18 protein-coding genes are annotated in these 21,063 nt (G+C 70.7%); 8 read left to right on the top strand and 10 right to left on the bottom strand.

Annotated features, from left to right (window positions below):
* The 10 genes from Raf01_RS45865 to Raf01_RS45820 all read right to left on the bottom strand — a co-directional run bounded on the left by Raf01_RS45865 (position 1) and on the right by Raf01_RS45820 (position 11,208).
* Positions 1–573, bottom strand: coding sequence for a TIGR03086 family metal-binding protein (locus tag Raf01_RS45865; RefSeq protein ID WP_203924466.1), 573 nt, complete (start codon positions 571–573; stop codon positions 1–3).
* 30 nt (positions 574–603) lie between these two features.
* Entirely contained in the window at positions 604–1,470 is an 867-nt protein-coding gene (locus Raf01_RS45860) for an amidohydrolase family protein (protein WP_203924465.1), read from the bottom strand.
* 59 nt (positions 1,471–1,529) lie between these two features.
* Complete coding sequence (locus Raf01_RS45855) at positions 1,530–2,534, bottom strand: aldo/keto reductase (protein WP_203924464.1); 1,005 nt, start codon at positions 2,532–2,534, stop codon at positions 1,530–1,532.
* On the bottom strand, positions 2,531–2,845 hold the full coding sequence (locus tag Raf01_RS45850; RefSeq protein WP_203924463.1) for an L-rhamnose mutarotase: 315 nt from the start codon (positions 2,843–2,845) through the stop codon (positions 2,531–2,533). Before Raf01_RS45850 ends, Raf01_RS45855 begins: the two co-directional genes overlap by 4 nt.
* Positions 2,845–3,864: an ABC transporter permease gene (locus Raf01_RS45845; RefSeq protein WP_239134510.1), complete on the bottom strand. Its 1,020-nt coding sequence runs from the start codon at positions 3,862–3,864 to the stop codon at positions 2,845–2,847. The genes Raf01_RS45850 and Raf01_RS45845 overlap by 1 nt, the downstream gene beginning before the upstream one ends.
* Positions 3,848–5,524 (bottom strand): sugar ABC transporter ATP-binding protein, encoded by a 1,677-nt coding sequence (locus Raf01_RS45840; protein ID WP_239134509.1) that lies wholly within the window; start codon positions 5,522–5,524, stop codon positions 3,848–3,850. The genes Raf01_RS45845 and Raf01_RS45840 overlap by 17 nt, the downstream gene beginning before the upstream one ends.
* Positions 5,521–6,564 carry a sugar ABC transporter substrate-binding protein gene (locus Raf01_RS45835; RefSeq protein WP_203924461.1) on the bottom strand — a complete coding sequence of 348 codons (1,044 nt, stop codon included), beginning with the start codon at positions 6,562–6,564 and terminating at the stop codon, positions 5,521–5,523. The genes Raf01_RS45840 and Raf01_RS45835 overlap by 4 nt, the downstream gene beginning before the upstream one ends.
* 85 nt (positions 6,565–6,649) lie before the next feature.
* Positions 6,650–8,065, bottom strand: a complete 1,416-nt coding sequence (locus Raf01_RS45830; protein WP_203924460.1) for an L-fuconate dehydratase — start codon at positions 8,063–8,065, stop codon at positions 6,650–6,652.
* Positions 8,066–8,427: 362 nt separating this feature from the next.
* Positions 8,428–9,735 (bottom strand): glycoside hydrolase family 75 protein, encoded by a 1,308-nt coding sequence (locus tag Raf01_RS45825; protein ID WP_203924459.1) that lies wholly within the window; start codon positions 9,733–9,735, stop codon positions 8,428–8,430.
* Positions 9,736–10,287: 552 nt separating this feature from the next.
* Entirely contained in the window at positions 10,288–11,208 is a 921-nt protein-coding gene (locus Raf01_RS45820; RefSeq protein ID WP_203924458.1) for a dihydrodipicolinate synthase family protein, read from the bottom strand.
* Positions 11,209–11,792: 584 nt separating this feature from the next.
* On the opposite strand from Raf01_RS45820, the gene Raf01_RS45815 reads away from it, so the two are divergent.
* The 8 genes from Raf01_RS45815 (at position 11,793) to Raf01_RS45780 (ending at position 20,955) form a co-directional block, all read left to right on the top strand.
* The gene (locus Raf01_RS45815; protein ID WP_203924457.1) at positions 11,793–12,830 is read left to right on the top strand and encodes a LacI family DNA-binding transcriptional regulator; all 1,038 of its coding nucleotides are present in this window, start codon (positions 11,793–11,795) and stop codon (positions 12,828–12,830) included.
* A 76-nt stretch (positions 12,831–12,906) separates the two neighbouring features.
* Positions 12,907–14,148 (top strand): extracellular solute-binding protein, encoded by a 1,242-nt coding sequence (locus Raf01_RS45810; RefSeq protein WP_239134508.1) that lies wholly within the window; start codon positions 12,907–12,909, stop codon positions 14,146–14,148.
* Positions 14,145–15,350 carry an ABC transporter ATP-binding protein gene (locus Raf01_RS45805; protein WP_203924456.1) on the top strand — a complete coding sequence of 402 codons (1,206 nt, stop codon included), beginning with the start codon at positions 14,145–14,147 and terminating at the stop codon, positions 15,348–15,350. The genes Raf01_RS45810 and Raf01_RS45805 overlap by 4 nt, the downstream gene beginning before the upstream one ends.
* On the top strand, positions 15,347–16,309 hold the full coding sequence (locus Raf01_RS45800) for an ABC transporter permease (protein WP_203924455.1): 963 nt from the start codon (positions 15,347–15,349) through the stop codon (positions 16,307–16,309). The genes Raf01_RS45805 and Raf01_RS45800 overlap by 4 nt, the downstream gene beginning before the upstream one ends.
* A 28-nt stretch (positions 16,310–16,337) precedes the next feature.
* Complete coding sequence (locus Raf01_RS45795) at positions 16,338–17,207, top strand: ABC transporter permease (RefSeq protein ID WP_203924454.1); 870 nt, start codon at positions 16,338–16,340, stop codon at positions 17,205–17,207.
* Between the two features lie 3 nt (positions 17,208–17,210).
* On the top strand, positions 17,211–18,923 hold the full coding sequence (gene araD, locus Raf01_RS45790; protein ID WP_203924453.1) for an L-arabinonate dehydratase: 1,713 nt from the start codon (positions 17,211–17,213) through the stop codon (positions 18,921–18,923).
* A gap of 74 nt (positions 18,924–18,997) precedes the next feature.
* Positions 18,998–19,843, top strand: coding sequence for an NAD-dependent epimerase/dehydratase family protein (locus tag Raf01_RS45785; RefSeq protein ID WP_239134507.1), 846 nt, complete (start codon positions 18,998–19,000; stop codon positions 19,841–19,843).
* 89 nt (positions 19,844–19,932) lie between these two features.
* Positions 19,933–20,955 carry an endonuclease/exonuclease/phosphatase family protein gene (locus Raf01_RS45780; protein ID WP_239134506.1) on the top strand — a complete coding sequence of 341 codons (1,023 nt, stop codon included), beginning with the start codon at positions 19,933–19,935 and terminating at the stop codon, positions 20,953–20,955.
* Positions 20,956–21,063: the final 108 nt, after the last annotated feature.

Here is a 21,063-nt window from a genome sequence, read left to right as displayed (position 1 = left end):
TCAGGCCCGCCAGTTCGGGTCGCGGCCGCTGACCGCCACCACCCGCCACAGCTCCGGTGCCGTCTCCGGCACGGCGACCTCCGGTCCGAACACGCCCATCGACCGGCCCTGCACGAGCATCGGCTCGACCACGGCGTACGTGCCCAACGCGGTCGCCTCGGCGCAGGCCAGCTCCTGCCCGGTCGCCCGGGCCAGATCCCAGCCGTGCAGCACGAACTCGCAGAGCACCATGCCGCCGAACATCGCGGCGGGGCTCTCCGGACCGGTCATCCGGCTGGTACCGATCCACGCGTCCGGCTGGCTCCACGCCTCGGCGAGCGCGTCCACGAGCCGCGCGCACCGCTCCCGCCAGTCGTCCACCACGAGATCCTGGTCGAGATCGGACAGCGGCCGCACCGGATCCTTGCGCGCGGCGCGCTCCATCACCGGGGCCCAGAACATGAGGTGGTTGACCAGCTGCCGCACGGTCCAGTCCGGGCACGGCGTCGGCTCGTCCAGCTGGTCGGGCCGGACGTTCCGCACCACGTCGGCCAGCGCCACGCCTGCCGGCACGATGAGCGTCGAGGTCTCCACCGACCCGAATATAAACCGGCGGCAGACCGGCTACGGGGCGATCGCGCCAGGAGGTTCGGGCAACTGGTAGGTCCGGACGGCGGTGCCGCCAAAGACCGCCGCGCGCTCGGCCGCGTCGAGGCCGGCGGTCAGCTCCTGCGCCAGGTCGAACACCTCGCCGTACCCGGCGGCCAGCAGGCAGACGGGCCAGTCCGAGCCGAACATGAGCCGGTCCGGCCCGAACACAAGCAGCGCGTGGTCGGCGTACCGGCGGAAGTCGTCCGGCTTCCAGCCATCCCAGCGCGCCTCGGTCACCAGGCCGGACAGTTTGGCGGTGACGTTGGGCAGCGCACCGAGCGCGGAGATGCCGGCGTCCCACGGATCCCACTGCTGCCCCGCGATCCCCGGCTTGGCCAGGTGATCGAGGACGAACCGTATCTCCGGCAGGTCCTCGGCCACGCTCCGCGCGGACGGCAACTGCGGCGTCAGCACCAGCAGGTCGTACGCCAGGCCGGCGGCGCCCACCGCCCGGATCCCGCGGCGCACCTCGGGCCGGTCGAGCCACCGCAGGTCCGGCTCGTCCTGCACCTGGTGGCGGATGCCGACCAGCCGGTCGCCCCCGGGCAGTTCGCGCAGCCGGGCGATGCGCTCCGCGACATCGGGCGCGGTCAGGTCGACCCAGCCGACCACGCCGGCGATCAGACCGTCGCTGCCGTGCGCGGCGGCCAGGAACTCGGCCGTCTCGTCGACGTCGCCGACGGTCTGCACGAGTACCGTGCGGTCCACCCGGCCGCCGGTGACCGCTCGCAGATCGTCCACTGTGTACGGTCGGCGGACGGGTGTCATCGTCTCGGCGCCGAGGAACGGGTAGGTCCGGTGCGACGTGTCCCACAGGTGGTGGTGCGCGTCAACGATCATGGAGTGGCTCCGATCGGGTCTCGCGGTCGCCAGCGGCGCCGACGAAGGAGGCGTCGCGTTCAAGCGGCCGCTGTCGGTGATGGAATAGGTGCGTCGGCACGCAACAGTCCCTCGGCCACCAGATCGGCCCACAGTGGCGCCGGCGGTGGCGCGGCGAACAGTTCGGCGTTGCGGCGCATGTGCTCCGGCCGTTCGGCACCGACCACCACGCTGGCCATGCTCGGGTACGCCGCGGCGAACGCCAGGGCCGCCTGGGGCAGCGCCGTACCGTGCCGCCGGCACACCGACGCGATCCGGCGGGCGCGGTCGATCAGGTCGGTGGGCGCGGCATCGTACTCGTAATGCGCGTCCTGTTCGGGCCAGTCCGTGGCCAGCAGGCCGCTGTTGAACACGCCGACGTTGACGACCGAGACTCCGCGCCGCTGGCACGACGGGAGCAGGTCGTCCAGCGCCGGCTGTTCGAGCAGCGTGTACCGGCCGGCCAGCATGATGACGTCGAGGTCGGTCTCCTCGACGAACCGGCGCAGGATGGCCGGCTGTTTCGAGCCGATCCCGATCGCCCCGACCACGCCCTGCGCGCGCAGCTCGCGCAGGGCCGGGTACGCGCCGGTCAGCGCCGTCTCCGGGGCGTCACTCTCGTCCGGGTCATGGATGAGCGCCACGTCGACCCGGTCGAGCCCGAGCCGGCCCAGGCTCTCGTCGAGGCTGCGCCGTATCCCGTCGGCGGTCAGGTCCCAGGCCCGCCGGAGGTCGGCCGGTACGTCGAAGCCGTTGTCCAGGTCGGTGCGGCCGACACCGTCCGGGTTCGGTACCAGCAGCCGACCGACCTTCGTGGACACCACGTACTCGTCGCGCGGGTACCCGGCGAGCACCTCGCCCAGCCGGCGCTCTGCCAGCCCGAGCCCGTAGTGCGGGGCGGTGTCGAAGTATCGGACCCCCGCGTCCCAGGCCGCCGCCACGGTCGCCGCGGCCCGCTCGTCCGGCACCGCCCGGTACAGGTTGCCGATCGGCGCGGTCCCGAATCCCAACGCGGTCACGGCGACCTCGGTGCGGCCCAGCATCATGCCGGCAACTCCCAGACCAGCCCGATGCCGGAGTCGTTGCCCGAGTAGTCGTCCTCGACCTCCAGCAGCTGCGCCATCCGCGCCTGCCACGGCAGGTTCGCCGGGTGGTCACGCAGGAAGTCGCGCATCCGCTGGTAGTCCTCCACCTCGATGACGTGGAACAGGTCGCGCCCGTCCCGCCAGATCCGCCAGGCGTGGACGCCCGCCTCGCGCAACGCGGCGTCCAGCTCGGGCGGGATCACCGCGTGAACCCGCCCGTACTCCTCCTCCTTGCCCGGCGCGAGCCGGGTGTGCAGGGCGATCCGCTGCATCAGTCCTGAGCCTCCCCGGAGGAGAATCGCGACACGATGAGCGCGGCGAGGATGATGACGCCGTCGAGCAGTTGGTCCCACACCGGCGGGACGTGCGCGAAGTTCATCACGTTCAGGATCAGCTGGAGGGCGACGACACCGGTCAGCGCGCCGAACATGCTTCCCCGCCCGCCGTTGAGGCTCACCCCGCCGATGACCGTCGCGGCGAACACCTGGAAGATCCAGCCGTCACCCTGGCTGGCCGAGATGGAGCCATAGTGGCCGACGTAGAGGATGCCGGCCAGCGCCGCCAGCGTGGACGCGGTGATGAACACGATGAGCAGCAGCCGATCGGTGCGGATCCCGGCGGCCCGGGAGGCGTCCGCGTTGCCACCGATCGCGTACAGCGCGCGGCCGTGCCGGTGCCAGGACAGCAGTACGATCGCGATCGCGAACAGCGCGGCACAGATCCAGACCGATGCCGGGACACCCAACCAGGACGTGCGCCCCAGGTAGGTGAACGAGGAGGGCAGCTCGAAGATGGAGTTGCCGCCGCTGACCCCGACCTGGAGACCGCGCAGGGCGATCAGCATGCCCAGGGTGAGGATGAACGCGTTGATCCGCACCTTGAGGATGACCAGCCCGTTGATCGCGCCGATGATGGCGCCGATCAGCAGGCACAGCGGGATCGCGGTCCAGCCCGGCAGGCCGGTGCCCAAGCCGTTGAACCGGCCGCCGTGCGCCGGCAGTACCAGCCAGACCGCCAGTACCGGGGCGACCCCGATGGTGGACTCCAGGGACAGGTCCATCCGCCCCGCGATCAGGATCAGCGCCTCGCCGAGTACCAACAGGCTCAGCTCGGTGCACTGCTGGAGCACCGCGAGCATGTTGTCCTTGGTCAGGAAGTTCGGGCTGACGATGAAGCCCACGATCAGCAGCAGCAGGATGACCGGGATCAGCGAGAAGTCGCGCAGTCGCCGGATGGTGAAACGGCCGGCCGGTGGCCGGGTGCGGACGGGTTCCTCAACTATCGTGCTCACCAGACAACCCCTCGATCGCGGCGACCATCCGACGGTCGTCCCAACCTCGTGCGAACTCCCCGACCACGCGGCCATGGAACATGACGATCACCCGGTCCGCGGCCCGCAGATCGTCCAGCTCGTCGGAGACGATCAGCGCGGCGCAGCCGTCGGACGCCGCGGTGGCCACGGTGCCCAGCAGCGATTCCTTGGACTTCACGTCGACTCCGGCGGTCGGGCGCAGGAGCACCAGTACCTGCGGACTTCCGGCCAGCGCACGCCCCATCACCACCTTCTGCTGGTTGCCGCCGGACAGCGCGGACACCGGCTGGTCGGGGCCGGCGGCCTTCACGTCCAGCCGCTCCATCAACTCGCGCGCCGCGTCCCGCCGGGCTCCGGCGGACACGAAGCCGAACCTGCCGAGCAGCTGCGTCACGGTCAGCGTCATATTCTCGGCGATCGACCGCAGCGGTACCAGCCCCTCACGGTGCCGGTCCTCGGGAACGAACCCGATCCCGGCCGCGAGGCTCGCCGGTACGCTGCCCGGCCTGACCGGCCGGCCGTCGACGCTGACCGTACCGGCGGTGGCGCGGCGCAGCCCGACGATCGTCTCGCCCAGCGCGGTGGCGCCCGCGCCCACCGCCCCGGCGAGCCCGAGCACCTCACCGGCCCGGATCCGGAACGACACGTCCTGGTAGATGCCCTGGACGCCCAGCCCGTCGACGGTCAGCGCCTCGCGCGCCGCGTCGTCGATGGGCGCCGCGCCGGAGCCGATCTCACGCAGCCCGGTCGCCTCGCCGGTCATCGCCTCGACCAGCGCCTCCCGGCCCAGCTCGGCAACCGGCGCGGTCAGCACGTGGCGCGCGTCCCGGTACACGGTGACCGTCTGGCACAGCTCGTACACCTCCTGCAGGTGGTGCGAGATGAACAGAAAAGCCACCCCGGCGTCCCGGAGGGTACGCAGCCGGTCGAACAGGCGCTCGATGCCGGCGCCGTCGAGCTGCGCGGTCGGCTCGTCCAGGATGATGAACCGGGCACCGAACGACAGCGCACGGGCAATCTCCAGAGTCTGGCGCTGTTCGACCGTGAGCGAGCCGGCCTCGGCCCGCGGGTCGACGTCGATGCCCCAGGTGTCCAGCAGGTCGGCCGCCCGCGAGCGCAGCGCGCGCCAGGAGATCCGCCCACCGCCGCCGAGGTCCTGCCGGTTCAGGTACAGGTTCTCCGCCACCGACAGGGACGGGATGATCATCGACTTCTGGTACACGCAGGCGACGTGTCGGCGCCAGGCGTTCGGGTCCGACACCGGCGGGGCGGCCTCGCCGTTGAAGGAGATCCGGCCGTGGTCCGGGCGGGTCAGTCCGGTGAGGATCGACACGAGCGTGGACTTGCCCGCACCGTTGCGACCGACCAGCGCGTGCGCCTCGCCGGGCGCCACCCGCAGCCCGACGTCGTTCAGCGCGACGGTCGCGCCGAACCGCTTGGTGACACCGGCGGCCTCGGCGACCGGGTTTTCGTTCTGCCCGGCGCCTTCGCTCGGGACGCCGCCTTGTCTCGGGACGGCGTTTCCGCTCGGCCCCGCGCCTTGTCTCGGCACGGCGTTTGCGCTCTGCCCGGCGCCTTCGTTCGAGACGGCGCCGGGGCGGCTCGCTGCCGCCCCGGCGTCCGCGGGATCGTCGCTCACTTGCCGACCTGGTTGCCCCACAGCGACTGGTCGTCGACGTTGTCACTCGTCACCAGCGGCGCGGGGAGCTGATCCTCCAGTCCGTTCGGGATGGAGATGATGTTCGACTGGTGGTCGGTCGGGCCCGGCTGGAACGTCTTGCCCTGCAGGGCGGCCTGGGCGTAGAACAGCGCGTACTTGGCGTACAGGTCGGCCGGCTGGGACACCGTCGCGTCGATCTGGCCCGCCTTGATGGCGGTGAACTCCGCCGGGATGCCGTCGTTGGACACGACGAAGATGTGCTTCGGATCGGTCGGCGGGACCAGCAGGTGCTTCTGCTGCAACAGAGCCAGCGTCGGAGCCAGGAACACGCCGCCGGCCTGCATGTAGATGCCGTTGACCGTGCCCTGGTTCAGCGCGTTCTGCAGCTTGGCCGACGCCACGTCGCCGGCCCAGTTGGTCTCTTCGGCGAGCACCTTGATGCCCGGGTACTTCGAGGACATGCACTGGCCGAACGCGTCGGAGCGGTCCCGGCCGTTGACCGAGGTCAGGTCGCCCTCGAACTCCACGACCGTACCCTTGTTCTTCAGCTTGCCGCCGAGGAAGTCACACGCCTTGGTGCCGTACGCCTTGTTGTCCGCGCGGACCACCATGTAGACCTTGCCCTTGTCCGGGCGGGTGTCCACGCTCACCACCGGGATGTTCTTCCCGGCCAGGGTGTCCAGCGTGCTGGCCACCGCACCGGTGTCCTGCGGCGCCATCACGATCACCTTGGCACCTTGCGCCTGCAACGCCTGCACGTTGCTGGCCAGCTTCGTGATGTCGTTCTGCGAGTTGGTCGGCGGCAACGCGTCGATCTTCATGCTGGTGATGTCGGACTTGATGTAGCCGGCCCAGGAGTTCCAGAAATCGGAGTCCGACCGGGGGAAATCGATGCCGACCTTGCCGGCGGACGAACCGCCGCCGGAGGTCGAGTTGTTGGTGCCACGGTTACATCCGGTCGCGGCGAGCGCCACGATCGCGATTCCGGCGGCGACGACCGCCGCTCTGCGGTGCAACATGGAGTCCTCGCTCGGGGTGTCAGGGACGGAAACTCGCTGTGCAACTCATCTGTTGTGATGGGTCAGCTGTTCGGGAGGCGATCGGTCACGTGACCGCCTCCGTCCAGATCGGACCGTGCGGGTACGCGAACTCGGTGAGCGTCTCCGCGCGCATGGTCGCGGAGAAACCGGGCGCGGTCGGCGCCTGGTACCGGCCGTCCCGGATGACCACCGGGTCGACAAAGTGTTCGTGCAGGTGATCGACGTACTCGATGACCCGGTCGTCGAGCGAGCCGGACACCGCCACGTAGTCGAACATCGACAGATGCTGGACAAGCTCGCAGAGCCCGACCCCACCGGCGTGGGGACAGACCGGTACGCCGAACTTGGCCGCCAGCAACAGGATCGCCACGTTCTCGTTGACCCCGGCGACCCGGGCGGCGTCGAGTTGGAGGTAGGACAGCGCACCCACCTGGAGCATCTGCTTGAAGATGACCCGGTTCTGCACGTGCTCCCCGGTGGCCACCTTGACCGGTGCGATGGCGCGGGCGATCGTCGCGTGGCCGAGCACGTCGTCCGGGCTGGTCGGCTCCTCGACCCACCACGGATCGTACGGTGCCAACTCCCGTACCCACGCGATCGCGCTACCCACGTCCCAGCGCTGGTTGGCGTCCACCGCGATGCGGATGTCCGGTCCGCACGCCTCCCGGGCGATCCGGATGCGCCGGATGTCGTCAGCCAGATCCGCGCCGACCTTGAGCTTGATCTGATGGAACCCGGCCGCCACCGCCTCTTTGCACAGCCGCCGCAGCTTCTCGTCGTCGTACCCGAGCCAGCCGGGTGACGTGGTGTACGCCGGGTACCCGTCCGCCAGCAGCCGCTCGGTGCGCTCGGCCCGCCCCGGTTCCGCCCGGCGCAGGATCTCCAGCGCCTCCTGCGGAGTCAGTGCGTCGGTGAGGTACCGGAAGTCGACCAGCGAGACGATCTCCTCCGGCGACATGCTGGCCAGCAGCATCCACAGTGGACGCCCCGCACGCTTCGCGGCCAGATCCCACACCGCGTTGACCACTGCGGAGATGGCCATGTGCATGACGCCCTTCTCCGGACCGAGCCAGCGCAGCTGCGAGTCGTGCACCAGCTCCTTCCAGAAGCCGCCCAGGTCACCGAGGACGGCGTCCACCGGCCGGCCGACCAGAAACGGACGCAGCGCCTCGATGGCGGTCGCCTGGACGTCGTTGCCGCGGCCGATGGTGAACGCGAAGCCGTGCCCCTCGTGGCCGTCGCCGGCGTCGGTGCGCAGCACGACGTATGCCGCGGAGTAGTCGGGGTCGGGGTTCATCGCGTCCGACCCGTCGAGTTCCCGTGAAGTCGGGAAGCGGACGTCGTAGGTGTCCAGGGACAGGAACCGGGCCCCCGGTGCGTCCCCGGCCGGTTGCGCCGCCTGGCCAGCTTCCGAGGACTGGCCCAACCGAGACGGCTGCGGCGGCACGGTCGAGCGCACCTCGGCGCCGGGCCCGGTCATGCGGCCGCCAATCGGGACAGGTCGGTCAGCTGACCGGTCGGATCGAGTACGGCCGGCCGCGCGGCTTCCCGCGGCCCGACACGAAGCAGCTTCACGCGTCATCCCGTCGTAGGCACTCGGACGTATATACATCGGATGTCTACCAGGTCGCGTCGGACCTCCACAAGAGCGCCGGGGGCAGCTCGCTGGTAACGATCGGATCAATCGCCGGCAAACCTCCAGCGCAGACCGCATCCAGGGAGGCCGAGGGGCACCAAGAGCAGCCGAGGGGTACGCAGAGCAGCCGACGGGCACAGAGAGCGACAGACGCCAGCGGCGCCCGGGGTGGGCGCCGCTGGGTTTCGCGGTTCGGTCGCTGACTGTCAGTTGTTCGCGACGAACTGCCGTGCGAGCTGTTCGCCGAGCGTCACCGCCGCGGCGTGGCTCTCGATCGGCCGCGCCACGGCGGACGGGCCGGTGAACACGATGAACGTGACGCCCGACCCGGCACCGCCGACCCTCGCGTCCGGGTTGATGCCGAGCTGCTCGGCCAGCGCGTACGACCCCTCGCCGATCATCCGGGTCGGACCGATGTCGCCGACCACCGCGTAGGCCACCTTGCCCTGGTAGATCACGGCGGCCACCGAACCGGCCTGGACACCCGAGTTGGCGTAGTTCCAGGTGCCGCTGGCCCCCGGTACCACGACGTACGGCAGCGTCGCCGAGTCGAGCTGCCGCCCGTCCGACTGCTGGAAGGCGGTCGCGCTGGCGAAGCAGCAGTCGGTGTTCTCATTGCACTGGGCGCTGCGCTGGCCGTCGCAGTCGATGGCCATGCCGGACGTCCAGAACACCGCGCCCGCCGCCGCGCAGACCTGTGCCGAGCCGGAGTCCCCCTCGCTGTCGAAGCTGCCGTTGGAGACCGGCTTGCAGTTGGCCGTCTTGGCCAGCAAGTCCGACGCGCTCGGCCCACCGGCGTTCTCGTCTCCGGCGGCCGTACCACCGGCGGCAGGGGCCCCAGCCGCAGCCGTGCCAGCCCCATCCGTGCCGCCGCCGGCGGCAGGGGCCCTGGCCCCTGCCGCACCGGCCTCGAGGCGTTCGGCCGCGCCACCGGCACCACCGGACGCGGGTGCGGCACCCGCACCGGCGACCACTCCATTGCCACCGCCGTGCCCGTCGTCGCCCGGCCCGTCGCCAGCCGGCCCGCCGTCCGCGCCGCTCGCGCTCGCGCCGCTGGCCACCGTGACCGCGTCGAACGCCGGTGCGAGGCCGCCGGTGTCGCTGAACGTCAACGTGTTGTTACCGGCGTTGAGGTTCACCGTCAGGCTCAGCGTGCCGGATACCGTCGCACCGCCGGTAGGGGCGAAGCTGACGGTCTCCGGCGCGCCGTCGTTGGCCGACAGCTGTGCCTGACGGGCTGTGGCGGCGGCGTACGAGACCGTCACCGTCGCCGGGCCGGCCGCGCTCGCGGCCACTCCGTTGAAGCGAAGGCTGCCGGTGCCACCGGCGAAGCCCACCATGCTGCCGCCCAGGCAGGTGCCGCAGGCCGAAACCGTGGCGCCGGTCAGTGTGTTGACCGGAGACTCCGCCTCGTACAGGTAGGTCGCGGCGTGCGCGACTCCACTCGTCGCAACGCTGGTGCCGGCCATCGCCAGCGCTCCCGCGCCAGCGAGGAGCACCCCACGCAATCGCATGTTGCCTCCATGGGTTGGTTTTCGCGGTCGTGTCCCGCACGCGTCATGGCTCGGCGCCTCTGGCGCCGCACCGCGACCCAGACCGGTCGCCGCGATGGCGCGGGCCGCGTTCACGCGGGACGCTGACGAGCCACCCCGACGGATGCGTGCCACAGCACGGGTCCGGTGAATTCCGGTGTCGACGACACTGCCGGATCCGGCGTCACGAGGGACGCCCGGCGGGATGCCCCGGCGGTTCGCGCCCGGCGCTCCTCACGCGCCGCTGCCGCCGCTCGGGATCGGGTTCGTGCCGGCCCAGCCGATGAATTGGCGTTTGTGGGTGGTGATGTCGTCGCAGGTGTCGTTGATGGCGACTGGGCCCTCGTATGGCTCAGCGTAATGGATGCCGCGCTTGCGCGTAGCTGTCCCGCCGGTTCCGGTGCGGCCGGACCCGGAGGCACACTGCCGGCTCCGGTTACTCAGTCGCCGCTGTACACGCACGGAGGCCCGTCCGTCCACAGTGGACACCGTGAACGAACGGGCACCGTGGACGGACGGGTCAGTCGGGTGAGGCTATGCGGCGACCGGGACGTCGACGCCCAGGCCAGCCAGGATCGTGGTCACCTCGGTCCGCTCGGCGGCGCTCAGCGTGCCGATCGGCGGCCGGACGTCGCGCCGGCAGACGCCGAGCTGCGCCAGCGCCTCCTTGACCACCGACACGTTCAGCGCGCTGCCGCCCCGGGCGCGCATGTCCTCGAACGGGCGCAACCGCCGCCAGGTCGCCATCGCGGCGGTGAAGTCGCCCGCGCGCAACTGGCTCAACAGGGCCAGCGAGTGGTGCGGCGCGACCGTCGCCAGGCCCGACGTGAACCCCCGGGCACCGGACAGCCAGAAGTACGGCGCCCACGTCTCGGCGAGCCCGCAGGACCACACCCAACGCTCCTGCCCGACCGCGCCGACCAGGGTCGCGAGCGCCATCGGGTCGGGCACCGCGTACTTGACGCCGACCACGTTCGGGCACGCGTCGGCGAGCGCCACGAAGGTCGACGCGGTCAGCGCGGGGCTGCGTACGTAGCAGACCACGCCCAACTCCGGTACCGCGTCGGCGATCCGCCGGTGGTAGTCCACCCAGCCCTGCGGCGACTGGTACGGGTGCACCGGCTGGTGCACCATCACACCGTGGGCGCCGGCTCGGGCCGCGCCGACCGCCGCCGACACCGCGTCGGCGACGTCGTGGCCCACGCCGGCCAGTACGGTGGTCCGCTCGCCTACGGCGGCCACCGTGGTCTGGACGGCCACTTCGCGCTCTGCCGCGGTCAGCGAGTAGAACTCTCCGGTGTTCCCGTTCGCGGTGACCACATCGATCCCGGCGTCCACGCACCGGGTCAGCGCCCCGGCGTACGTTCCCGTGTCGACGGCGCCGTCGGCGTCGAACGGGGTGACGGCGATGGTGACCACCGATTCCAGGGCTCGCCGGACGTTGTCAACGGACACGACGCCTCCTCGGGGTGTCTGGTTTGGCCACCACGATAACGGCAACCGCGGCGGGAAGAGCGTGGCCGGGAGCGCGGGGAGATCTGCGCCGAGCGCTGGACATCGAGGGCGTGGAGCGCTCCCAACTCCCGCGTTGCGTGGCGATCGCCAGGTCAGGACACGGGTCCGGCGCCCGTCGAGCGGCGGGTGGACCGCCGCGGCCGACGCGGCGGATAACTCGGTACGCGACAGGTCTGGACCGCAACGCAGACAGCGCCCGGCGCCCCGCTGGCGGCGCGATCGCGCACGTCAGGGCACAGACGACGGGGCCGGGGATGCTATGTGTGGCTACGCAAACCATTGCAGCGAGTCCGCCTGCCGGAATTCCTCGATGCGGCCGGCGCGCGGTGCCGCGAGAATCGGCCGTGCGCGTCCCACACCGGCCCAGGTCACCGCGGCGGCGCGGGACGCCACTGAAACTGCCTGAAAAGTTGCATCGGGTTTGACTCTTGACGCGGACGGCTGATCGACGATTGACTCTCTGCCACAAACGTTTGCAAGCGCCGGGTCTGTCCGCCGGGAGGACTCGGCATCGAGGGAGCGGCATGCCGGTCACCATCCACGACGTCGCCCAGCGGGCCCAGGTGTCCGCGTCCACGGTGTCCCGCGCGCTCAGCGCGTCGCATCTGGTCCGCGGCACCACCCGCGACCGGGTGCTGGCGGCGGCGAAGGAACTGGGCTACCAGCCAAACCCGGCGGCACGCAGCCTCATCACGGGCCGCACGGGCAACATCGGCATCGTCGTGCCGGACCTGAACAACCCGTTCTACACGGGCGTCCTGCGGGGCGTGCAGGCGCGGGCGCGGCAGAGTGGATACGCGGTCTTCTTCGCCGACGGCGAGGAGGACCCGGCCGCGGAGGAGGCACTGGTCCGGGCGATGGCCCGGCAGGTCGACGGCGTGGTCGTGTGCGCCCCGTTCGCCTCCGACGCGCAGTTGCGGTCGCTGGCCGCGGTCACCTCGCTGACCCTGCTCAACCGGCGACTGCGAGACATCCCGGCGGCACTGATGGACAGTGCGGGCGGGATGCGCCAGGTGGTTGACCACCTGGCCGCGCTCGGGCACCACCGCTGCGCGTACCTCAACGGTCCCAACAACGCCTGGTCCAACCGCGAGCGTCGGCGTGGCCTGCGGGCCGCGGCGGCCCGCGCCCAGCTGAGCGTCGTCGAGTTCGGCCCGTTCGAGCCGAAGTTCGAGGGCGGCGTGCAGGCGGCCGACCTGGCGCTGGCCGACGGCGTGACCGCCATCATCGCCTACAACGACCTCATGGCCCTCGGCGTGCTGTCCCGGCTCGCCGACCGGGGCGTCGCGGTACCGCAGGAGATGAGCGTGGTCGGCTTCGACAACCTGCTCTACGCGGCCGTCTGTGCTCCCCCGCTGACCACGGTCGCGATGCCGATGGAAGCCGGCGGCCGGGCAGCCGTCGACCTCCTGCTCTCCGGCATCGATGGCGCCGGCGACGGCGCCGGATCACACCGGGAACTGACCACGAATCTGATCGTGCGGGCGACGACCGCCGCCGCCCGTAGCCACTCCGTTTCCGACGATCCCCGACCGATGGCTGGCCGGGGGTCGCACGGTTGAGCCGGGTGACGAACGGCCGGCGAGCTCCTGACCGGTCGCGCTCATTCACCCCTGGACTACGACAGGAGAGCCCGACATGGGTGACTCAGCAATTGGTTACCGCACCGCTCGCCGCCGGGGCCGCATGGGCGCCGGGCTGGTCGCGGCGGTCGCGGCGGCGGCGCTGGCCGCCACCGCCTGCGGCGCGCCGGCCCCGAAGTCCAACGGACCGGTCTCCGCGGGCGACGTGCCGGACAAGCCGTCCAAGGCGGTGACCCTGAACATCCTCGACGTGGCCGGCAATCTTCAGCTCACCCAGGGCATGCTCGACAACTTCGTCAAGCAGCACGGGGACATCGTCAGCAAGATCACGACGTCCACCGGCAAGGCGCCGGACCTGGCCGGCAAGGTCAAGGCACAGGAGGACGCCGGCCGGCTGGACATCGACGTGGTGCTCACCGGCACCGACGGACTGTCCGCCGGGATCGCGCAGAACCTGTGGACCAAGATGACGGACTACAGCTCCCACCTGTCGAACATGAACAACTACACCGACCCGGCGCAGAAGATGCAGGAACTGGCCGAGGGATACGGCGTGGAGCTGGTGGAATATCCGTCCGGTCCGCTGCTGGAATACAACCCGACCAAGGTGACCACACCGCCGACCACCACCGATGAGCTCCTCGCCTGGTGCAAGGCTCACCCGGGCCGGTTCCAGTACGCGGTGCCGAAGAACTCCGGCCCCGGCCGGACGCTCCTGATGGGCCTGCCGTACATCCTCGGCGACAGTGACCCGAAGAACCCGGACACCGGCTGGGACAAGACCTGGGCGTACCTCAAGGAACTGGGCCAGTGCTCGGCGCCCTACGAGTCGGGTACGGCCAACACGATGACGAACATCGGCAAGGGTACGGTCGACATGATCGCCAGTACGACCGGGTGGGACATCAACCCGCGGGTGCTGGGCACCGTACCGAACACCACGAAGATCACTACACTCAAGGGCTTCCACTGGGTGACCGACGCGCAGTATGCCGTGGTTCCCAAGGGCATCGACAAGGACAAGCTGTCGGCGATCCTCAACCTGCTCCAGTTCATGCTGACCCCGGAGCAGCAGGCGATCTCCTACGACAAGGGCTACTTCTACCCCGGCCCGGCGGTGAAGGACGTGACGCTGTCCATGGCGCCGCAGTCCAGCCAGGACGCGATCAACAAGTACGGCCGGCCGGAGTACGACGCGCTCATCGCGAACAACCCGCAGGAGACGTCGCTGCCGGCGGACAAGCAGGTCGCGGCGTTCGCCAAGTGGGACACCGAGATCGGCGCGGCGAAGAAATGACCGATCGGACAAGCCCTCCCGGGCCGGTGCGCGCACCGGCCCGGGAGGGGCAGTTCACCCACCTGCGCCTGGACAAGGTCAGCAGGCGCTTCGGTGACAAGCTCGTGCTCGACGGGCTCGACCTGCGGATCGCCGGTGGCGAATTCGTCGCGTTGCTCGGCCCGTCAGGCTGCGGCAAGTCGACCGCACTCAACTGCCTGGCCGGCCTGCTGCCGCTGTCCGGCGGCGGCATCTGGCTCGACGAGCGGCGGGTCGACACCCTGCCGCCCGAGCGTCGCGGGTTCGGCATGGTTTTCCAGAACTACGCGCTTTTCCCGCACATGTCGGTGCGCCGCAACGTCGGGTTCGGGCTGCGGATGCGGGGCATCGCGCGGCAGGAGGCGCGGGCGCGGGTGGACGAGGCGCTGCGGCTGGTGCAGCTGGCGCCGTACGCCGACCGGCTGCCCGGCCAGCTCTCCGGCGGCCAGCAGCAGCGTGTCGCCATCGCCCGGGCCATCGTGATCGAACCGCCGCTGGTGCTGATGGACGAACCACTGTCCAATCTGGACGCCGCGCTGCGGCTGGACATGCGCACCGAGATCCGCCGGTTGCACCAGTCGCTCGGCCTCACCACGGTCTACGTGACGCACGACCAGGAGGAGGCGCTGTCCCTGGCCGACCGTCTGGTGGTGCTGCGCGAGGGCGTGGTGCAGCAGGTGGGTACGCCGGAGGAGCTGTACCGGTCGCCGGCCAACCCGTACGTCGCCGGGTTCATGGGCTATCGCAACCTGTTCGCGATGACCGTCACCGGGGGCGAGGGCGGCCACGCGACCGCGCGCGGCCTCGGCATCGAACTGACCGGCGTGGCCGGCGAGGGCGTCGGGTCCGGCCCGGCCACCGTCGCGATCCGGCCGGAGGACTTCCTGGTCGGCGAACCGCCGGCCGACGCGGAAAACGTCATCGAGGTCGGCGTGGAGGTCGTCGAGTACCACGGGCGGGAACTCGCGGTACAGGCCCGACTGCCGGAGGGGCAGGCGCTGCGGCTGCGTACCTCGACGCGGGTCGAGCGGGGCGAGACCGTCCGGGTGTGGGTACCGAAGGATCGGGTGCTCATCTTCGCCGACGCCACCGCGATCTCCCCGCAACCCGGCCCGCCGCAGTCCGGTGCGCCGGACGCCACGGGTTCCGGGCAGGAGACCGCTGCCGAGGCGAGCGCGTCATGACACCGGTCACGTCGGCGTCGACATCGCCGGCACCGAATCCGCCGGCACCGACCGCGGAGCGGTCCGGCGGAACCGGGCGCCCGGCTCTGTCCCACCGGCTCGCCGAGCGCGGCATCGACCGGACCCTGCTCCTGCTGCTGCCCGGTCTGGTGTTCCTCATCCTGCTGTTCATCTACCCGTTCGTGTACGGGCTCGGCCTGTCCTTCCAGCCCATGCACGGCAGCGGTGCGCTCTACAACTACCAGAAGTTCTTCTCCGACCCGTACGAGCGCGACACCATCTGGATCACGCTGAAGATCGGCCTGCCGGCCGCCCTCATCAACGTGCTCGCCTCGGTGCCGATCGCGTACCGGCTGCGCGGCCGGGTACGCGGCAAGCGGGCGCTGACCACGGCCCTGGTCATCCCGATCACGCTGGGCACCGTGCTCACCGCGATCGGGATGATCGAGTATTTCAGCGGTACCGGTTGGCTCAACAAGATTTTGATCGCGCTGCACATCACCGACATCGACCACCCGGTACCGCTGCTGCACAACTACTGGGGCGTGATGCTCTCGCTGCTCGTCAGCGGATTCCCGTTCGCGTTCCTGTTGACCCTCTCCTACCTGTCCGGCATCGATCCCAGCCTGGAGTCGGCCGCCGCGACCCTGGGAGCCGGTTGGTGGCAACGGTTCCGCGACATCGTGTTCCCGTTGCTCGCGCCCGGATTGGCGATGACGTTCTGCCTGAACTTCGTGCTGGCCTTCTCGGTGTTCCCGTCGGCCGTCCTGCTCGGCGATCCGGAGCGGTCGACACACGTCATCTCCATCGCCGCGTACGACGCGGCGTACCAGGAGTACGACTACTCCAAAGCATCGGCGATCGCGATGGTGATGGCCGCCGTGATGCTGATCGTCATCTCGATCGTGCTGTTCGCCCGCGGCCGGCTCTACCGCGGCTCGTCGGGAGGTAAGGGATGAGCGCACCGCAGGGAAACGAGGATCCGGCATGAGTGCGGATGTTGCCGCGCCCGACGTGGTCGGGCGGCGCAGGCTGATCGGGCGCCCGTCGACCTGGATCACCTGGGCCGTCGTGGCGTTCTTCTTCATCAACCTGGCCGGCGTGGTCGGCTCGGTGGTGGTCAAGTCGTTCTCCACGCAGTGGTTCGGCACCTGGTGGCCGGCCGGTTTCACGACGCAGTACTGGTCCGAGGCGTGGAACGAGTTCGACCTCACCGACGTACTCATCGTCACCCTGGAGGTGTCGATCGCGGTCGTGGTGATCGCCGCGGTGATCGGCGTCCCCGCGGCGTACGCGCTGGCCCGTCGCCAGTTCCCGCTCAAGCGACTGGTGATGCTCGTGTTCCTGCTGCCGGTGATGGTGCCGCCGATCGCGTACGGCATCCCGCTGGCCACCGTGCTCTACAAGTACAACCTGGCCAACTCGCTGACCGGCGTGATCCTGGCCAACCTCGTGCCCTCGGTGCCGTTCGTGGTGCTGACCATGACGCCGTTCATCGAACAGATCGACCCGAAGATCGAGGCGGCGGCGCGGATGTGCGGGGCGACGACCCGCGCGGTGTTCCTGCGGGTCCTGCTGCCGCTGCTGGTGCCCGGGGTGCTCGCCGCCGCCGTCCTGGTGCTGGTGCGTACCGTCGGCATGTTCGAGCTGACCTATCTGACCGCCGGTACCGACAGCCAGACCCTGGTGGTCGCGCTCTACAACGCCTACTACGGCGCCGGCATCCGGGCTCCCCAGTCGACGGACGCGATGGCGGTGCTCTACATGCTGACGATGCTGGTACTGCTGGTGATCGCGTTGCGGTTCGTCAACCCGACCCAGTTGGTGACGCGGGTGGCGGACGATCGAAGGGATTAATCCATGACAGAGCTGCGCAGCCAGCGGTGGTACGGCGGGGAGGGTGTGCGCGGGTTCAGCCATCGCGCGCGTACCCGGCAGCTCGGCATCGGGGCCGAGGAGCACACCGGCAAGCCGGTGATCGGCATCCTCAACACGTGGAGCGAGATCAACCCGTGCCACCTCCACCTCCGCGAGCGCGCCGAGGCGGTCAAGCGCGGCGTGTGGCAGGCCGGCGGGTACCCGATCGAGCTGCCGATGTCCGCCATCGCCGGCGAGACGTTCACCAAGCCGACCGCGATGCTCTACCGCAACCTGCTGTCGATGGAGGCCGAGGAGGTCATCCGCTCGTACCCGGTCGACGGCGTGGTGCTCATGGGCGGCTGCGACAAGACCACCCCGGCGCTGCTGATGGGCGCGATCAGTGCCGGGTTGCCGGCCATCTTCGTACCCGCCGGGCCCATGCTCCGCGGCAACCTGCGCGGTCAGGTGCTCGGCAGCGGCAGCGACATGTGGAAGTACTGGGACGACCGGCGCGCCGGCCTGGTCGACGACCAGATGTGGAACGAGTTGGAGGATGGCATCGCGCGCTCCCCCGGCCACTGCATGACGATGGGTACCGCCTCCACGATGACCTCGGCCGCCGAGGTGCTCGGCATGACGCTGCCCGGTGCCGCGTCGATCCCGGCGGCCGACGCCGGGCATCCCCGGATGGCCGCGGCCAGCGGCCGGATGGCGGTGGAGATGGTGTGGGCCGACCGGCGCCCGGCGCGGATCCTCACCGAGGAGGCCTACCAGGACGCGGTCACCACCGTACTGGCGCTGGGCGGCTCGACCAACGCGGTCATCCACCTGATCGCGATGGCCCGCCGGGGCGGCATTCCGCTCTCGCTCGACGACTTCGACGAGGCGGCCCGGCGCACCCCGGTGCTGGCCAACCTCCGGCCCGGCGGCGCCTGGCTGATGGAGGACTTCTACTACGCCGGCGGGCTGCGCGCGTTGCTGGCCCGGCTGGACGACCTGCTGCACCTCGACCGCCCGACGGTCACCGGGAAGTCGTTGCGCGACGCGGTCGCCGGTGCGCAGACCTACAACGACGACGTGATCCGGCCGCGGGACAACCCGCTGTCCGCCGAGGCCGGGCTCGCCGTGCTGCGCGGTAACCTCGCGCCCGACGGGGCCGTCATCAAGCACATCGCGGCGGAGCAGCGGCTGTTGCAGCACACCGGTCCGGTGGTGGTTTTCGACGGGTACGCGGATCTGCTCGACCGCATCGACGATCCGGAACTCGTGGTCGACGAGGACAGTGTGCTGGTGCTGCGCGAGGCGGGGCCACAGGGCGGACCGGGCATGCCCGAGCACGGGATGCTGCCGATCCCGAACAAGTTGCTGCGGCGCGGCGTGCGCGACATGGTACGGGTGTCGGACGCGCGGATGAGCGGCACGAGCTACGGCGCCTGCGTGCTTCACGTCGCACCGGAGTCGAACGTCGGCGGGCCGCTGGCCCTCGTCCGGGATGGCGACATGATCCGGCTGGACACCGCCGATCGCCGGTTGGATCTGCTGGTACCGGAGCCGGAACTGGCCCGGCGCCGGGCCTCCTGGGTCCGCCCGCCGGCCCGGTACCCGCGCGGGTACGGCGCTCTGCACGCGAAGCACATCATGCAGGCCGACACCGGATGCGATTTCGATTTCCTCGCGGCGCCCGGACGGACCCCGGAGCCGGATGCCCGGTAACGGATACCATGTGACGTCATACGGTAAGCGTTTTCTATACGCGTTTTTCCGACGCGCGGAGGGTGGCGAACGGGTTGGCCGGCACTGAGAATGGCGAAGACACCTACCGGCTCCTCGTAACCGGAGCGGCCGGCAACATGGGTCGGCTGCTGCGCCCCCTGCTGTCCCGCGAGGGCCGGATCGTGCGGCTGGCCGATCTGGTGGAAATCGAAGACCCGCAATCCGGCGAGGAGACCATCGCGGCCGACCTCACCGACCCCGACGCGGTCGCGAAAGCCTGCCAGGGCGTCGACGCCGTCCTCCACCTCGGCGGGCTGAGCCTGGAGGCATCGTTCGACGACATCCTCGCGGTGAACGTGGTGGGCACCCAGAACCTGCTGCAGGCCGTCGTCGAGGCGGGGGTGCGGAAGGTGATCCTCGCGTCGAGCAACCACGCGGTGGGCTTCTACGGCCGGGCGGACGTGGCACCCGGCTCCGACGGCCTGCCGGGCGACGTGCCGGGCCGCCCGGACACCTACTACGGGTGGAGCAAGGCGGCGATCGAGTCGCTGGGTTCGCTGTACCACAACCGGTACGGCATCGATGTCACCGCGCTGCGGATCGGCACCTGCTTCGTCGAGCCGACGGACGTCCGCGCCCTGGCCACCTGGCTGGCGCCGAGCGACGCGGCACGGCTGGTCGAGGCGGCGCTGGCCGACCGGGAGCCCGGTTTCCGGGTGGTCTGGGCGATCTCCGACAACACCCGGCGCTGGTTCTCGCTGTCCGGCGCGCGGGCGCTGGGCTACGAGCCGGCCGAGGACGCCGAGCGGTTCGCCGCGGCACGGATCGCGGCCGAGGGCGAACCGGACCTGACCGACCCGCTGCACAGCCTGGTCGGCGGCGGGTTCATCAACGCGCCGCTGGGCGAACCGATGCGCTGACCGTGGTGCTCCCGCCACCGCGTGTGGTTTGACGCTCAGTTCATGCGCTGGTCCGGCGGGTTTTGAGGTCCGGCGGATATCGTGCGCGAGTGACGACCTCCACCGCCCCGTCAGGACTGCCGGTGGACGCGCCGGACCGGCTGTCCGGATCGCGCCGCCTCCGGCGGTTCCTGACGCGGCTGTGCTGGCCGCTGTCGGCCGGGTGGGCGCTCGTCGCGCTGGTCCGGCTGCTCGGCCTGCACGTGGACCGGTTCCCGTTGACGGTGGAGCCGGCGGTCGTGCCGTACGCCGCGCTCACCGCCGTGATTCCGGTCGTCCTCGCCCTGGCCGCCCGCCGCTGGCTGGCCGCCGCGCTGGCCGCCGCCGCACTCGTCGCGCTCGTCGGGGTCGTGGCGCCGCGGGCGTTCGGCGGACCCGACCCGGCGCGGGGCCCGGCGGTACGCGTGATGACCGCGAACCTGCGCGAGGGCCACGCCGATCCGGCCCCGGTGGTGTCCCTGGCCCGCGGACAGCGGGTGGATGTCCTCGCGCTAGAGGAGGTCACCCCGCCGGAACTCGACCGGCTGATGACCGCGGGGCTCGGCGGCATGTTGCCGTACTGGTCGGCCAATCCCGAGTGGATCGGCCCGGCGGGTACCGCGCTGTTCTCCCGGTACCCGCTGACCAACGTCGGCCGCCGCCGGCTGCCGATCACGTTCACCGAGACCCTGGCGACCGTGCAGCCGCCCGGCGCCGTACCGGTCGCCATCGACGTGATCCACTACTGCGCGCCGGTCGATCCCACCCAGACCGCGTGCTGGAACGCCGGAGTACGCAACATCCCACCGGCCACCCCCCGTGGGCCGGTGCGGCTGCTGCTCGGCGATTTCAACATGACGCTCGACTTTCCGGATCTGCGCCACATTCTCGGTACCGGATACCGGGACGCCGCCGATGTCGTGGGCCGGGGCCTGGCGACCACGTTCCCGTACCTCGGGCCGCCGCTGCCCTGGGTGACCCCTGACCACGTACTGGCGGACCGGCGGATCGGCGTCAGCTCGGTCTCGGTACACCCCATTGAGGACAGCGACCACCGCGCGGTGTTCGCCGAGCTGACGTTCCCGCGCGCCTAGACCTGCTGTCGCCGCTCCCGTCAGCCCCCGGAAGCCCCGGCTCGGCTACTCTCGGTGGCCGAGCCGGGAGCCGACGGTGTGGGCGCGAGACGCTTTGCTCTGCTTAGC

Source organism: Rugosimonospora africana (assembly GCF_016862975.1).
Taxonomy (GTDB): domain Bacteria; phylum Actinomycetota; class Actinomycetes; order Mycobacteriales; family Micromonosporaceae; genus Rugosimonospora; species Rugosimonospora africana.
This window is presented reverse-complemented; position numbering and strand designations above follow the sequence as displayed.

What these genes read in the sequence shown, in the direction of transcription:
- Raf01_RS45830 (WP_203924460.1), bottom strand. Translation starts at nt 8,065, where the DNA reads ATGACCGGGCCCGGCGCCGAGGTGCGCTCGACCGTGCCGCCGCAGCCG.
- Raf01_RS45800 (WP_203924455.1), top strand. Translation starts at nt 15,347, where the DNA reads ATGACACCGGTCACGTCGGCGTCGACATCGCCGGCACCGAATCCGCCG.
- araD (WP_203924453.1), top strand. Translation starts at nt 17,211, where the DNA reads ATGACAGAGCTGCGCAGCCAGCGGTGGTACGGCGGGGAGGGTGTGCGC.
- Raf01_RS45850 (WP_203924463.1), bottom strand. Translation starts at nt 2,845, where the DNA reads ATGCAGCGGATCGCCCTGCACACCCGGCTCGCGCCGGGCAAGGAGGAG.
- Raf01_RS45835 (WP_203924461.1), bottom strand. Translation starts at nt 6,564, where the DNA reads ATGTTGCACCGCAGAGCGGCGGTCGTCGCCGCCGGAATCGCGATCGTG.
- Raf01_RS45795 (WP_203924454.1), top strand. Translation starts at nt 16,338, where the DNA reads ATGAGTGCGGATGTTGCCGCGCCCGACGTGGTCGGGCGGCGCAGGCTG.
- Raf01_RS45825 (WP_203924459.1), bottom strand. Translation starts at nt 9,735, where the DNA reads ATGCGATTGCGTGGGGTGCTCCTCGCTGGCGCGGGAGCGCTGGCGATG.
- Raf01_RS45860 (WP_203924465.1), bottom strand. Translation starts at nt 1,470, where the DNA reads ATGATCGTTGACGCGCACCACCACCTGTGGGACACGTCGCACCGGACC.
- Raf01_RS45805 (WP_203924456.1), top strand. Translation starts at nt 14,145, where the DNA reads ATGACCGATCGGACAAGCCCTCCCGGGCCGGTGCGCGCACCGGCCCGG.
- Raf01_RS45855 (WP_203924464.1), bottom strand. Translation starts at nt 2,534, where the DNA reads ATGATGCTGGGCCGCACCGAGGTCGCCGTGACCGCGTTGGGATTCGGG.
- Raf01_RS45810 (WP_239134508.1), top strand. Translation starts at nt 12,907, where the DNA reads ATGGGTGACTCAGCAATTGGTTACCGCACCGCTCGCCGCCGGGGCCGC.
- Raf01_RS45815 (WP_203924457.1), top strand. Translation starts at nt 11,793, where the DNA reads ATGCCGGTCACCATCCACGACGTCGCCCAGCGGGCCCAGGTGTCCGCG.